The organism is Janthinobacterium sp. GL_088, assembly GCF_057837845.1.
This window is the reverse complement of record NZ_CM174453.1, coordinates 2,784,140-2,797,880: the sequence shown is the minus strand read 5'-3', so window position 1 is coordinate 2,797,880 and position 13,741 is coordinate 2,784,140. Positions and strand designations below refer to the sequence as shown.

General features: G+C 59.1%; 12 protein-coding genes and 2 tRNA genes. 4 read left to right on the top strand and 10 right to left on the bottom strand.

The annotated features are described in order from the left end of the window. Nucleotides 1–130: 130 nt before the first annotated feature. The 3 genes from AC3IQ7_RS12795 to AC3IQ7_RS12785 all read left to right on the top strand — a co-directional run bounded on the left by AC3IQ7_RS12795 (nt 131) and on the right by AC3IQ7_RS12785 (nt 1,854). Nucleotides 131–676, top strand: a complete 546-nt coding sequence (locus AC3IQ7_RS12795; RefSeq protein ID WP_199534463.1) for a GbsR/MarR family transcriptional regulator — start codon at nt 131–133, stop codon at nt 674–676. Nucleotides 677–962: 286 nt separating this feature from the next. After that, nucleotides 963–1,529, top strand: coding sequence for a PEP-CTERM sorting domain-containing protein (locus AC3IQ7_RS12790; RefSeq protein WP_489209927.1), 567 nt, complete (start codon nt 963–965; stop codon nt 1,527–1,529). A gap of 145 nt (nt 1,530–1,674) precedes the next feature. Beyond that, nucleotides 1,675–1,854: a hypothetical protein gene (locus tag AC3IQ7_RS12785; RefSeq protein ID WP_099379572.1), complete on the top strand. Its 180-nt coding sequence runs from the start codon at nt 1,675–1,677 to the stop codon at nt 1,852–1,854. Between the two features lie 70 nt (nt 1,855–1,924). Here the strand turns inward: AC3IQ7_RS12785 and AC3IQ7_RS12780 are convergent. The 6 genes from AC3IQ7_RS12780 to AC3IQ7_RS12755 all read right to left on the bottom strand — a co-directional run bounded on the left by AC3IQ7_RS12780 (nt 1,925) and on the right by AC3IQ7_RS12755 (nt 7,336). After that, nucleotides 1,925–1,999: transfer RNA gene (locus AC3IQ7_RS12780), tRNA-Arg, on the bottom strand. Nucleotides 2,000–2,093: 94 nt separating this feature from the next. After that, nucleotides 2,094–2,170 (bottom strand) — tRNA-Pro (locus AC3IQ7_RS12775). An 81-nt stretch (nt 2,171–2,251) separates the two neighbouring features. After that, complete coding sequence (gene glmM, locus AC3IQ7_RS12770) at nt 2,252–3,589, bottom strand: phosphoglucosamine mutase (RefSeq protein WP_489209925.1); 1,338 nt, start codon at nt 3,587–3,589, stop codon at nt 2,252–2,254. Nucleotides 3,590–3,629: 40 nt separating this feature from the next. Further along, the gene (folP, locus tag AC3IQ7_RS12765) at nt 3,630–4,463 is read right to left on the bottom strand and encodes a dihydropteroate synthase (RefSeq protein WP_489209923.1); all 834 of its coding nucleotides are present in this window, start codon (nt 4,461–4,463) and stop codon (nt 3,630–3,632) included. Between the two features lie 103 nt (nt 4,464–4,566). Beyond that, on the bottom strand, nt 4,567–6,450 hold the full coding sequence (gene ftsH, locus AC3IQ7_RS12760; protein ID WP_099379575.1) for an ATP-dependent zinc metalloprotease FtsH: 1,884 nt from the start codon (nt 6,448–6,450) through the stop codon (nt 4,567–4,569). A gap of 202 nt (nt 6,451–6,652) precedes the next feature. After that, a complete protein-coding gene (locus AC3IQ7_RS12755) occupies nt 6,653–7,336 on the bottom strand; it encodes an RlmE family RNA methyltransferase (RefSeq protein WP_034757436.1) in 684 nt (227 codons plus the stop codon). Between the two features lie 42 nt (nt 7,337–7,378). Between AC3IQ7_RS12755 and AC3IQ7_RS12750 the strand changes: the two genes are divergently transcribed. Next, complete coding sequence (locus tag AC3IQ7_RS12750; RefSeq protein ID WP_010397237.1) at nt 7,379–7,849, top strand: YhbY family RNA-binding protein; 471 nt, start codon at nt 7,379–7,381, stop codon at nt 7,847–7,849. 106 nt (nt 7,850–7,955) lie between these two features. Here the strand turns inward: AC3IQ7_RS12750 and AC3IQ7_RS12745 are convergent, their stop codons facing one another. The 4 genes from AC3IQ7_RS12745 to carA form a co-directional block, all read right to left on the bottom strand. Beyond that, nucleotides 7,956–8,399 carry a DUF4149 domain-containing protein gene (locus AC3IQ7_RS12745; protein ID WP_199534464.1) on the bottom strand — a complete coding sequence of 148 codons (444 nt, stop codon included), beginning with the start codon at nt 8,397–8,399 and terminating at the stop codon, nt 7,956–7,958. Next, entirely contained in the window at nt 8,399–8,875 is a 477-nt protein-coding gene (greA, locus tag AC3IQ7_RS12740; protein ID WP_010397233.1) for a transcription elongation factor GreA, read from the bottom strand. Before greA ends, AC3IQ7_RS12745 begins: the two co-directional genes overlap by 1 nt. A 163-nt stretch (nt 8,876–9,038) precedes the next feature. Next, nucleotides 9,039–12,269: a carbamoyl-phosphate synthase large subunit gene (gene carB, locus AC3IQ7_RS12735; protein ID WP_489209919.1), complete on the bottom strand. Its 3,231-nt coding sequence runs from the start codon at nt 12,267–12,269 to the stop codon at nt 9,039–9,041. Next, nucleotides 12,262–13,440 carry a glutamine-hydrolyzing carbamoyl-phosphate synthase small subunit gene (gene carA, locus AC3IQ7_RS12730; RefSeq protein WP_176388329.1) on the bottom strand — a complete coding sequence of 393 codons (1,179 nt, stop codon included), beginning with the start codon at nt 13,438–13,440 and terminating at the stop codon, nt 12,262–12,264. Before carA ends, carB begins: the two co-directional genes overlap by 8 nt. Between the last annotated feature and the right edge of the window lie 301 nt (nt 13,441–13,741).

Below are 13,741 nucleotides of genomic sequence, written 5' to 3'. Positions count from 1 at the left end.
TTTTTGAGTTTTCAGAATTTTCTGTAAATTCGATATTTTGTATAATACTGCGAAACATGACATATATCAATTGACCCTGCGGGTGTGGCGTGAAAAAATTCAGATAATTATGAAAACTCAACATATCCAAATGACGCCGCTGATCCTGACCTTCGTCAGCCATTTCGGCGAGATGGGCAGCCGCTGGGGCTTTAACCGCACAGTGGGGCAAGTGTACGCCTTGTTGTTTGTCGCGGAGCATCCTTTACACGCGGATGAAATCGCGGAACACCTGAGTTTTTCGCGCTCGAACGTGAGCATCGGCCTGAAGGAATTGCAGGGCTGGGGCTTGATCCGCCAGTCGCGCATCCCCGGCGACCGGCGCGAGTATTTTTCCTCGCTGGGCGATGTGTGGCAAATCTTCCGCGTGGTGGCCGCCGAACGCCGCCGCCGCGAAGTGGCGCCCACCTTGACGGTGCTGCGCGAATCGCTGCTGGCGCCGGCCACGGAACCCGTCGACCAGTATGCGCAGGAGCGCATGCGGGAAATGTATGAATTGGTCGACCTGGCCAACACCTGGTTCGACGACTTGCAGCGCCTGTCGCCCGAATCGATGGCGCAGCTGATGAAAATGGGCGCCAAGGTGCAAAAATTGCTCAACGCCAAGGATCGCCTGTTTGGCGTCAGCAACGACTGAAGCCCCCCCTCCTGCGTCTTCCTCCTCCCTCCAGCACAAAGCGGCGTGTCTTGTCACGCCGCTCCTGATCGCCGCGCGACCGCTCGCTGGCACAACCACGCATAGCCGTATGCGACATTGCCAACTAAGCCAATAGAATTATTTAAATTACATTAGTTTGCATCGAGGCTAAGCTTGCATATGCGTACTCACGCAAAGGCGAACGGGCGACAAGTTGACCTCCCTGACAGGACGGCGCGCACCCTGAAGCAGTGAAATGCCTGCAATAAAACCAAAGGGGATTTTCATGAAAAGCATAACAAGCATTGCCATACGGACATCCATACTGGCCGCCCTTGCGGCCTTGATGGGCATGGCACAGGCAGCTACATGGATCGACGTGGGACCGGCCAGCGGTTTCAGCATCGAAGGCAGCACCGTCACTTACTCGCCGTCGCCAGCCACCATGGTGAAATACTATGACGACAATCTCGTGCCGCAGAGTCCAGCCAACATCCAGAGCCAAATCAACAGCGTTTTCGGCACCAGCCTGGGTGCGGCCGTCTCATTTTGCGACAATGCCACTTCGGGCTGTACCGCCGGCACCACGGCAAGCGCCAGCGGCGGGGGGAATTCCTTCACGAGCGCGGCGGCCTATGACTATCTGGCCATCCATTTCGGCCAGGGCGAACTGGTCTTCCACTGGGCCGCTCCCGTCGCAGCCGGCACGACCTTCACGGTAGAGGGCTTGCCCAAGGACCTGAGCAATTACCGCGCCTATGTTTCCGCCATACCTGAACCGGAAACCTATGCCATGCTGCTCGCCGGCCTGGGCCTGCTCGGCGTCCTGGCGCGCCGCCGCCAGGCAAAATAAGAGCATCGGGCAAGGCCCGCAACACGGCGCCGGCGCATCCATGTTTACAGCGCGCTTGCGCCGCGCCGCCCACTCTTTACACCGCCTTTATGCCGCTCCCGCTATGCTGGCCGACATCATCAGCCATCGTTGCGAGGGAGTTCACATGCATGAATCACCATTCCAGCCGCGCGCGCGCGACCTGGTCCGCCGGCATTTGCCTGCGCGCGAACGGCTGCGCCTGGCACGCCTGGCGAGCAAGAAAATGCTGTCGGTGTTGTCTGCGCTGCTGTGCGCCGTGCCGCTGCTGTATTTGCTGAGCGTGGTGCTGTTTGCGCAGCCTTAGGGCCGCGTGCTGATAGACAGGAAAGAGAGAAGATGCGGCCGCATGGCGCAAGCCGTGGCCAGTATGAAACTGGTCCGCCCAGAGGGAATCGAACCCCCATTCACGGTTTAGAAGACCGTTGTCCTATCCGTTGAACGATGGGCGGAGAGGTGCAGTATTTTAGTCCATGCGCGCCAGCAATGAAATGCGGGCGCGGAATAGAAAACGGGCTGTCATTTCTGACAGCCCGCTTATGACTTTGGTCGGAGTACAAGGATTCGAACCTTGGACCCCCTGGTCCCAAACCAGGTGCGCTACCGGGCTGCGCCACACTCCGAAGACAAGATAATAACGCCCCCACCCAATTTCGTCAATTGCCATAGACGAATTAGATGGAAATAACTATCGGCGCCTGCCTTTACACAGCCACCTTATCGGCGATGCGGCGCGCCATGCTCTCGGCCTTGTCCTTGTCCTTCGCTTCCACCATCACGCGGATCAGCGGTTCCGTGCCCGAAGCGCGGATCAGCACGCGGCCCGTGTCACCCAGTTCAGCCTCGACCAGTTCTTTCTCGGCCACCATGGCGGCATTTTTCTGCCAGTCGGAACCGGGCGCCACGCGCAGGTTGATCAGGGTTTGCGGGAACAGCACCAGCTCGGCCAGACATTGCTGCAGGCTCTGCCCGCTGCGCTTGAGCGCGGACAATACTTGCAGCGCGGAGACGATGCCGTCACCCGTCGTGTGCTTGTCCAGGCACAGCAAATGGCCGGAGCCTTCGCCGCCCAGTATCCAGCCCTTTTCCTTCATGACTTCCAGCACGTAGCGGTCGCCCACCTTGGCGCGCGCAAAGCCGATGCCCTGCTGCTTGAACAGCACTTCCAGTGCCATGTTGGTCATCAAGGTGCCGACGGCACCGGCCACGGGGCCTGTCGCCAAGCGGTCCTTGACCATGACGTACAACAGTTCGTCGCCGTTATACAGGCGGCCCGTGGCGTCGCACATGATCAGGCGGTCGGCGTCGCCATCGAGGGCGATGCCCAGGTCCGCGCCGTGCTCGACGACGGCTTCGGCCATGGCCTTGGTTGCCGTGGCGCCGAAGCCCGCATTGATGTTGAAACCGTCGGGCTTGTTGCCGATGGCGATGACTTCCGCGCCCAGCTCATGGAACACGTGCGGCGCGATATGGTAGGCGGCGCCGTGTGCGCAATCGACGACGATCTTCAGGCCGCGCAGATCCAGCTCGTTCGGGAAGGTGCCCTTGCAAAATTCGATGTAGCGGCCCTGGGCATCGTCCAGGCGCTTGGCGCGGCCCAGCTTTTCAGATGGCACGCAGGCCATCGGTTCGTCGAGCGCCGCTTCGATTTCCAGTTCCACGCTGTCGGGCAGCTTGGTGCCCTGGCCGGAAAAGAACTTGATGCCATTGTCATGGTAGGGATTGTGCGAGGCGGAAATGACGACACCGGCCGACAGGCGCAGCGCCCGCGTCAGGTAAGCAATTGCCGGGGTCGGCATGGGGCCGGCCAGCATCACGTCCACGCCAGCGGCCGACAGGCCCGCTTCCAGCGCCGCTTCCAGCATGTAGCCGGAAATGCGCGTGTCCTTGCCGATCAGCACCGTCGGACGGGTCTTGCCGCCTTGCGACTTGGCCAGCACCTTGCCGGCCGCATAGCCGAGGCGCATGACGAAATCGGGGGTGATCGGAGCCGTGCCCACCAGGCCGCGGATGCCGTCGGTGCCAAAATATTTACGCGTCATAGTATTTCTCTTTTTGTTGTTTATGATAAATCTTACAGGCTCAGTGTGCCATGCGCCAGACCTTCAGTGCATCGACGGTTTCAGCTACATCATGCACACGGATAATTTCCGCACCTTGCGCTACCGCAGCAAGCGCACCGGCAACACTGCCGGCCAGGCGCTGCTCGACGGGACGTCCCGTGACGGCGCCGATCATCGACTTACGCGACAAGCCGGCCAGCACGGGCAGCTCCAGCTCGCTGCGCAACTGGCGCGTGGCGCGCAGCAAGGCATAGTTCTGTTCCACCGTCTTGCCAAAACCAAAGCCGGGATCGACGCACAGGCGTTCGCGGGCTATGCCGGCCGCCGTCATCGTGTCGATGCGTTCGCGCAGGAAGTCGATGACTTCGCGCACCACGTCCTCATACTGCGGCTGGGCTTGCATGGTTTCTGGCACGTTCTGCATGTGCATGATGCACAGAGCGCAATCGCTGTCCTGCACGGCGTCGATAGCGCCTGGCGCGCGGAAACCGTTGATATCGTTGATCATGTCGGCACCCGCCAGGATGGCTTCGCGCATCACTTCGGGTTTATAGGTGTCGACGGACAGCGGCTTGCCGCAATCGCGCAAGGCGTACAGCACCGGCATGACGCGCTGCAACTCGTCCTGCAGCGGCAGCGGCGGCGCGCCGGGACGGCTCGATTCGCCGCCGATGTCGATGATGTCGACGCCGTCAACCATCATCTGCTCGGCCCGCGAAAGGGCAAATTCCAGGTGTTGATACTGGCCCGCATCGGAAAACGAGTCGGGCGTGATGTTCAGGATGCCCATCACCAGCGCCTGCGTGCCGGACAGGTTGAAGCCGAAACGGCCGAATTGCAAATAGTGTCGCATGTGAATCTTTGTAGTCATCAGGGAAATCTGGCGCGCCAACGAAAAAGGGCAAGGATTGCTCCTTACCCTTTTGATTACGCGCCGCCGGTCAGGGCGGCCGTTATCAGGCTGGCGCCGTCACGTTAGGCGAAATGCCGCCCGTGCCGCTATCACCGCCCGCATTGCGGCGTGGCGGAATGACTTTCGGTGGACGCGGCTCCAGGCCGGCCATGATGTCATTGATTTGCTCTGCATCAATGGTTTCCCATTCCAGCAAGGCTTTGGTCATCATTTCGACCTTGTCGCGGTTGCCTTCCAGCAAAGTGCGCGCCAAAGCATATTGCTTGTCGAGAATGTTGCGGATTTCAGCATCGACCTTTTGCTGGGTCGCTTCCGAGATCGTCTTGGTGGCGCCACCGAAGAAACCTTCGTTTTCGCTGTCTTCGTAGACCATCACGCCCATGCTGTCGGACATGCCGAAACGGGTCACCATGGAACGGGCCAGCTTGGTGGCACGCGAGAAGTCGTTCGACGCGCCGGTGGACATTTGTCCCACGAAAATCTCTTCGGCGATACGGCCACCGAACAGGATGGAAATTTCTTCCAGCATCTTGTCCTTGTAGGCGGACAGATTGTCGTGTTCCGGCAGCTGCCACGTCAGGCCCAGAGCCCAGCCACGCGGCATGATCGTCACTTTATGCACGGGATCGGCCTTCGGCAGCAACTTGGCGACGACGGCGTGACCGGACTCATGGTAAGCCGTATTGCGGCGCTCTTCCTCGCGGATAATCATCGATTTACGCTCAGGACCCATGTAGATCTTGTCTTTCGCATCTTCGAAGTCGGCCATTTCCACCAGGCGCTTGCTGCGGCGTGCGGCAAACAGGGCCGCCTCGTTGACCAGGTTGGCCAGGTCCGCGCCCGAGAAACCAGGGGTGCCGCGGGCCAGGATATCGGCTTTCACGTCGGTACCGATAGGCACTTTGCGCATATGCACGTTCAAGATCTGCTCGCGGCCGCGGATATCGGGCAAGCCGACGGACACCTGGCGGTCGAAACGGCCCGGACGCAGCAAGGCTTTATCGAGCACATCGGCGCGGTTGGTGGCGGCCACGACGATCACGCCGGAGTTCGCTTCAAAACCGTCCATCTCGACCAGCAACTGGTTCAAGGTCTGTTCGCGCTCGTCATTGCCGCCGCCCATGCCGGCACCGCGGTGACGGCCGACAGCGTCGATCTCATCGATGAAGATGATGCATGGCGAATGCTTTTTCGCGTTTTCAAACATGTCGCGCACGCGGCTGGCACCCACGCCGACGAACATTTCCACGAAGTCGGAACCGGAAATCGAGAAGAACGGCACCTTGGCTTCACCGGCAATGGCGCGCGCCAGCAGGGTTTTACCCGTGCCCGGAGGACCGACCATCAGCACGCCGCGGGGAATGCGGCCGCCCAATTTCTGGAACTTGCTCGGATCCTTGAGGAAGTCGACTACTTCGTTGACTTCTTCTTTCGCTTCGTCGCAACCGGCGACATCGGCGAAGGTGACGGTGTTGCTGGCTTCATCCATCATGCGCGCCTTCGACTTGCCGAACGAGAATGCCCCGCCCTTGCCGCCGCCTTGCATCTGACGCATGAAGAAGACCCAGACGCCGATCAACAGCAGCATGGGGAACCAGGAAACAAAAATAGTTTGCAGGAAGGACGCTTCCTCAGGCGGACGCACATCGAAATGCACGCCATTGTCGCGCAAGTCGCCGATCAGGCCCTTGTCGAGGCTGGTGGCGGTAGTACGCACCTTGGTGTCGTCCATCAGCTTGGCGGTGATCGACGAACCTTCGATCACGACATCCTTGACGCGCTTGGCTTTGACTTCATCCAGCAAATCGGAATAAGCGATGGCCTTGCTGCCGCCTGTGGCGCCATGACTGTCGAATTGCTTGAACAGCATGAACAACAGCAGCAATACGACTACCCAGATGGCAGATTTGGAAAACATGTTATTCACGAAGACTCCTTGGATGCAGTGCGCATCTCTTTACCTATAGCTAGAAACACGATTTTACTCGCAATAAGCGGGCCGTGCCAAAGCCCGCCGATCCGTGCGCGCGAAAAAATCGCGTTCACGTAAAAAAATGCAGTATAAACAATTTAGGCTTTTATGCCATCAGACGCTACTGCACTTCTCGTTCCCATGTGCGGATTCCCGCTTAAATATCAAGGGCGGAATCATCTTCTTCCACGGCATTTTTCAGCGGATTCTTGATTCCACGGCCCATCAGGAAGATTTCCGACGATTTATCGCGGCTGGCCTTGGGCTTTTTCTGCACCACGACCTTGAATTCGGCGCGGAATTTCTCCACGATCTGGCTGAAACCCATGTCTTTAAAGCATTTCACCAGCAGCACGCCAGACGGCTTCAGGTGCAATTGCGAAAATTCGATGGCCAGGTCGATCAAATGTTCCATGCGTGCAGCATCCGCCGTGGCGATGCCCGACAGGTTGGGCGCCATGTCCGACAGGACCAGGTCAACCTTGCGACCCTGCAACACCACTTCCAGCTGGCGCAGCACGCGCGCTTCGCGGAAGTCGCCCTGGATGAAGTGGAAATCGGCGATGGGCTCCATTTCCAGCATGTCCAGGCCAATCAGGGTACCATTGACCCCGCCGCCGTCCTTGCCGGCCAGCTTGCGCCGCGTGTACTGGGCCCAGCTGCCGGGAGTGCAACCAAGGTCGACAATCACCTGGCCAGGTTTGATCAGTTTTTCGTCTTCATCGATTTCTTTGAGCTTGTATGCTGCCCGGGCGCGGTAGCCCTCTTTTTGCGCCAACTTCACATAAGGATCATTTATGTGGTCGTGCAACCAGTTTTTGTTTAATTTCTTCTTTGCCATTCGCGTAGAATACTGCTTTTAAGGGAATTACTAAATATTATTATGCTAAAACTTACACCCGTAGAGCGCAGCGCACTGCGCGCCGAAGCACACGCGCTGAAGCCTATCGTCATTATTGGCGAAGCGGGCTTGACACCTGCTGTCCTCAAAGAGATCGACCTTGGCCTGGATTCGCACGGTCTGATTAAAGTCCGCGTGTTCGGCGACGACCGCGAAGCCCGCGTCGGAATGTACGATACGATTTGCGGCAATCTCGGCGCCGCCCCGGTACAACATATTGGCAAACTGCTGGTAATCTACCGTCCGAAAAAAGAAGTGGTTAAGGAGAAGGTCAGCGCCGGCAAAGGCATGCGCGAAGTGACCATCGTCAAGGCCAGCGCCAGCGGCACCAAGCGCCCGAGCGTGACGAAAGTCATGATCAAGGGCAATGAGCGCGTTACCGAAGGCGGTTCCATCAAGCGTGCCAAGCCACGTCAGAAAAGCGCCAAGAAAAGCGCACTGGGCAGCAAGTAAGCCTGTTCACCCGGCAACCGCAAGGCGGCCGGGCTTGAAACAAGAAGCGGAGCACGGGATATCCCCTGCTCCGCTTTTTTCATGCGATTACTTTACTGACATCAAACTACTGTTGTTTCCAGATCAATACGCCCGCCAGCAGGCTCTGCACGGCAAAGATCAGGGTCGACACGCCATGCAGCATGCCAAAGCGGCTGCGCATGGCATCATCCATGATGCCCGAAGGCGCCTGCGCCTTGAGCTCGGCCATCAGCGGCGAAATGCCGAAATGGCTGAGCAGCGCACACACCAGCATCGACAGCACCAGCGCGCCCAGCAGGCGGCGGCGCTTGAGTTCCAGCGCGCCGGGCGCCCATTGCAGCAAGGCCAGCAGAATCAGCGCACAGGCGATCGACAGCCAGGCCTCGGCGCGGAACATGCTGCCGGCGATATTGCCCGCCAGCACGCGGTCGCTCAGGGTGCCGAACAGGGTGGGCGCCACGATGAAGCCGATGGTCCACAGGCTGCCGGCCCACAGGGTGGCAACGAGAAGGCGCACGCGGGCGAGCATCAGATGTACAGTACTTCCAGGATTTCGTATTCGCGCGGGCCGGACGGCGCCTGCACTTCCACCACGTCGCCGGCGTACTTGCCGATCAGTGCGCGGGCGATCGGGGATGTCACGGAAACCTTGTTCTTTTTCAAGTCGGCTTCATCGAGGCCGACGATCTGGTACGTGACTTTCTGGCCCGATTCCAGGTCTTCCAGATTCACGGTCGAGGCAAACACCACGCGGCCTTCCGCGTCGAGCGCGGTCGGGTCGATGATTTGCGCTGCACCCAGCTTGCCTTCGAGCTCGGCAATGCGGCCTTCGACGAAGGCCTGGCGTTCCTTGGCGGCATCGTACTCGGCGTTTTCCGACAAATCTCCGTGCGAACGCGCTTCGGCGATCGCATCGATGACGATGCGGCGTTCCTTGGTCTTCAAATGATGCAGCTCTTCTTTCAGGAGTTCTGCGCCGTATTTGGTCAATGGGACTGAGGTCATGTTATCTCTACTATCTGCTAGTTATCGGCGCCGTTGTCCGCGTTTTGCCACGGTTAACGGACTTACCAAGTGAAAACCACAGAGGCCGCGCGCTGCTCTGCACGGAACTCTGTGGTTGATAAGCATGCAGTGTACCGCCTAACGGCGGCCACTGCAAACGCACTTAGTTCAAGGTCTTGTGCAGACCTTGCAAATCGTACACACGCAGCTCATCCAGGTGGCGGATGCCTTCGACGGCCGCTTCCGCGCCGGCGATGGTGGTGTAGGTCGTCACGCGCGACGCCAGGGCCGAAGTGCGGATGGCCCGCGAATCGACGATGGCACTGCGCTTTTCTTCCACGGTGTTGATCACCAGCACGATTTCATGGTTCTTGATCATGTCGACCACGTGCGGACGGCCTTCGATCACCTTGTTCACTGGCGTGACGGCGATGCCGGCAGCAGCGATCACGGCGGCGGTGCCCTTGGTGGCGACCACGGTGAAACCGGACTCGACCAGGTCACGCGCCACTTGCACGGCGCGCGGCTTGTCCGACGCTTTCACGCTGATGAAGACCTTGCCCGATTTTGGCAGGTTCACGCCGGCGCCCAGTTGCGATTTCACAAACGCTTCGCCGAACGTCAGGCCCACGCCCATGACTTCGCCCGTCGATTTCATTTCAGGACCGAGGATGGTGTCCACGCCAGGGAACTTGACGAACGGGAACACGGCTTCCTTGACGCTGAAGTAAGGCGGCACGACTTCCTGCGTGATGCCTTGCGATGCCAGCGACTGGCCAACCATGCAGCGCGCGGCAATCTTCGCCAGTTGCAGACCGGTGGCTTTCGAGACGAATGGCACGGTGCGCGACGCGCGTGGATTGACTTCCAGCACGAAGACGACATCTTTCATTTCGCCGTCGATCTCTTGCTTCTGGATCGCGAACTGCACGTTCATCAGGCCGACCACATTCAAACCCTTGGCCATCAGCGCCGTCTGGCGTTTCAGTTCATCAATGGTTTCTTGCGACAGCGAGTATGGTGGCAAGGAGCAAGCCGAGTCGCCCGAGTGGACGCCAGCCTGTTCGATGTGTTCCATCACGCCGCCGATGAACGTCGTTTCGCCGTCGGAGATGCAATCGACGTCGCACTCGATGGCATCGTTCAGGAAGCGGTCCAGCAACACTGGCGAATCGTGCGAGACCTTGACGGCTTCGCGCATGTAGCGCTCGAGGTCGCGTTGCTCGTGGACGATTTCCATGGCGCGGCCGCCCAGCACGTACGATGGACGCACGACCAGCGGGTAGCCGATTTCCTGCGCCAGCGCCAGGGCGTCGGCTTCCGTGCGCGCGGTGCGGTTAGGCGGCTGGCGCAGTTCCAGCTTGTGCAGCATTTGCTGGAAACGCTCGCGGTCTTCGGCCGCATCGATCATGTCGGGCGAGGTGCCGATGATCGGCACGCCATTCGCTTCCAGGTCCAGCGCCAGTTTCAATGGCGTCTGGCCGCCGTACTGCACGATCACGCCCACCGGTTTTTCGATGGCGACGATTTCCAGCACGTCTTCCAGGGTCAGCGACTCGAAATACAGACGGTCCGAGGTATCGTAGTCGGTCGAAACCGTTTCTGGGTTGCAATTGACCATGATGGTTTCGTAGCCGTCTTCGCGCATGGCGAGGGCAGCGTGGACGCAGCAATAGTCAAACTCGATACCCTGGCCGATACGGTTCGGGCCACCGCCCAGTACCATGATCTTTTTCTTGTCGGTCGGATTCGATTCGCACTCTTCGTCGTACGTGGAATACATGTACGCCGTATCGGTCGAAAATTCCGCTGCGCAGGTGTCGACGCGCTTGTAGACGGGACGGATGTTCAGCGCATGGCGCTGCTGGCGCACGGCCGTGTCGGTCGTCTGCAGCAGGAAGCCCAGGCGGCGGTCCGAGAAGCCCTTCTGTTTCAACTTGTACAGGGTGTTCTTGTCCAGGTTTTCCAGCTTCTGCGTGTCCAGCCACAGTTCCAGGTCGACGATTTCCTTGATCTGGATCAGGAACCATGGGTCGATCTTGGTCAGGTTGTGCACTTCTTCCAGGGTGAAGCCCTGGGCAAACGCGTCGCCCACGTACCAGATGCGCTCAGGACCAGGCTCGCCCAGTTCTTCTTCGATCTTTTCGCGGTCCTTGGTCTTTTCGTTCATGCCGTCCACGCCCACTTCCAGGCCGCGCAAGGCTTTCTGGAACGATTCCTGGAAGGTACGGCCGATGGCCATCACTTCGCCGACGGATTTCATCTGCGTCGTCAGGTGGTGGTCGGCGGTCGGGAACTTCTCGAACGTGAAACGGGGGATCTTCGTGACGACGTAATCGATCGACGGCTCGAACGAGGCTGGCGTGGCGCCGCCCGTGATTTCATTGCGCAGTTCGTCCAGGGTGAAACCGACGGCCAGCTTGGCGGCGATCTTGGCGATCGGGAAGCCCGTCGCTTTCGAGGCCAGGGCCGACGAACGCGACACGCGCGGGTTCATCTCGATGACGATCATGCGGCCATCGACGGGGTTGATCGAGAATTGCACGTTCGAGCCACCGGTGTCGACGCCGATCTCGCGCAGCACTGCCAGCGAGGCATTGCGCATGATCTGGTATTCCTTGTCCGTCAGGGTTTGCGCTGGCGCCACCGTGATGGAGTCGCCCGTGTGCACGCCCATCGGATCGAGGTTTTCGATCGAGCAGATGATGATGCAGTTGTCCGCCTTGTCGCGCACCACTTCCATCTCGTACTCTTTCCAGCCCAGCAACGATTCTTCGATCAGCAACTCTTTCGTCGGCGAAGCTTCCAGGCCGCGCTTGCAGATGGTTTCGAATTCTTCTTCGTTGTAGGCGATGCCGCCGCCGGAACCGCCCATGGTGAACGATGGACGGATGATGGTCGGGAAGCCCAGGGTGCGCTGCACGGCCCACGATTCTTCCATCGAGTGCGCCACGCCGGAACGGGCCGAACCGAGGCCGATCTTGGTCATCGCGTCCTTGAACTTGGAACGGTCTTCGGCCTTGTCGATGGCTTCCGGCGATGCGCCGATCAGTTCGACGTTGTATTTTGCCAGCACGCCATTGTTGAACAGGTCCAGCGCGCAGTTCAGCGCCGTCTGGCCGCCCATCGTCGGCAGGATCGCGTCAGGACGCTCCTTGGCGATGATGCGTTCAACGACCGACCAGGTGATCGGTTCGATATAGGTCACGTCGGCCATTTCCGGATCTGTCATGATGGTCGCCGGATTGCTGTTGACCAGGATGACTTTGTAGCCCTCTTCGCGCAGGGCCTTGCACGCTTGCGCGCCGGAATAATCGAATTCGCAGGCCTGGCCGATCACGATCGGGCCAGCGCCAATAATCAGAATACTTTTAATATCTAAACGTTTAGGCATTTTTCTTTTTCTCCTCCGCAGCCATCAGGTTGATGAAGCGGTCAAACAGGTAAGCAACATCCATCGGGCCCGGCGACGCTTCAGGGTGACCCTGGAAGCAGAAGGCCGGCTTGTCCGTGCGGGCAAAGCCCTGCAGGGAACCGTCGAACAGCGATTCATGGGTCACGCGGCAGTTCGCGGGCAGAGTTGCCGCGTCGACTGCGAAACCGTGGTTTTGCGAGGTAATCAAGACTTGCTTGGTTTCCAGGTCTTGCACCGGGTGGTTGGCGCCGTGGTGGCCGAACTTCATCTTCAAGGTTTTCGCGCCGGAAGCCAATGCCATGATCTGGTGGCCGAGGCAGATGCCGAAGGTCGGGATGCCCTTCTCGATCAGCTCCTTGGTCGCCGCGATCGCGTAGTCGCACGGTTCCGGATCGCCGGGGCCGTTCGACAGGAAGATGCCGTCCGGGTTCAACGCCAGTGCATCGGCGGCGGAAGCTTGCGCGGGCAGCACGGTGACTTTGCAGCCGCGTGCCGTCAGCATGCGCAGGATGTTGCGCTTGACGCCGTAGTCGAAGGCGACCACGTGGTATTTCGCATCCGCATCGGCCAGCTGGCCGTAGCCTTGGCCCAAGGTCCATTCCGTTTCGCGGTATTCGTAGGCGTCCTTGCTTGAGACTACTTTAGCCAGGTCCATGCCGGCCAGGCCGGGGAAGGAGCGGGCCAGTTCCAGCGCTTGCGCGGCGGATGGCTCGTTGCCTTGCGTGCCGACGAGGATGGCGCCGCCCTGCGCACCTTTTTCACGCAGGATGCGCGTGAGCTTGCGTGTATCGATGCCGGCGATGGCGACGATATTTTCAGCTTTGAGGTAGTCGGACAGGGAGAGGGTGGAACGGAAATTGGATGCCAGCAATGGCAGATCGCGGATGATGAGGCCAGCGGCGTGAACCTTGGAAGATTCGACGTCTTCCGGATTGACGCCCGTATTGCCGATATGCGGATAGGTCAGGGTGACCATCTGGCGGCAATAGCTTGGGTCGGTAAGGATTTCCTGATACCCGGTCATCGAGGTGTTGAAAACAACCTCGCCCGTGGTATGACCGGCGGCACCGATCGAAAAACCTTTAAAGATCGTTCCATCAGCAAGCGCTAATATGGCTGGAACGGCAGGGCCAGAAAAAAATGGCGGCAAGGGCAACTCCTGATAAAGTTACCGTAGCTGCGCCACGTCAGACCGACCGCCTAGTTACCCGAGCCAGATGCACTCAGGGTGTTTCAACGGTCATTTTGAATGAGGGGATGGGTAGTCGCTACGGTATATGTGTGATTGGCTAAACCTTTGAATTATAACCAAAAGGAAGCTTTTCCACAAGGAAGAAAATACAGAAGCCCCGGCATTTTTTTGCGCAGCAGCATAAATCCTGCGCTCCATGAAAAAATCTATGGTCACCCTCCTTTTTGCAAGCTGATTTTGTATGATGTGAGTAGGCTTG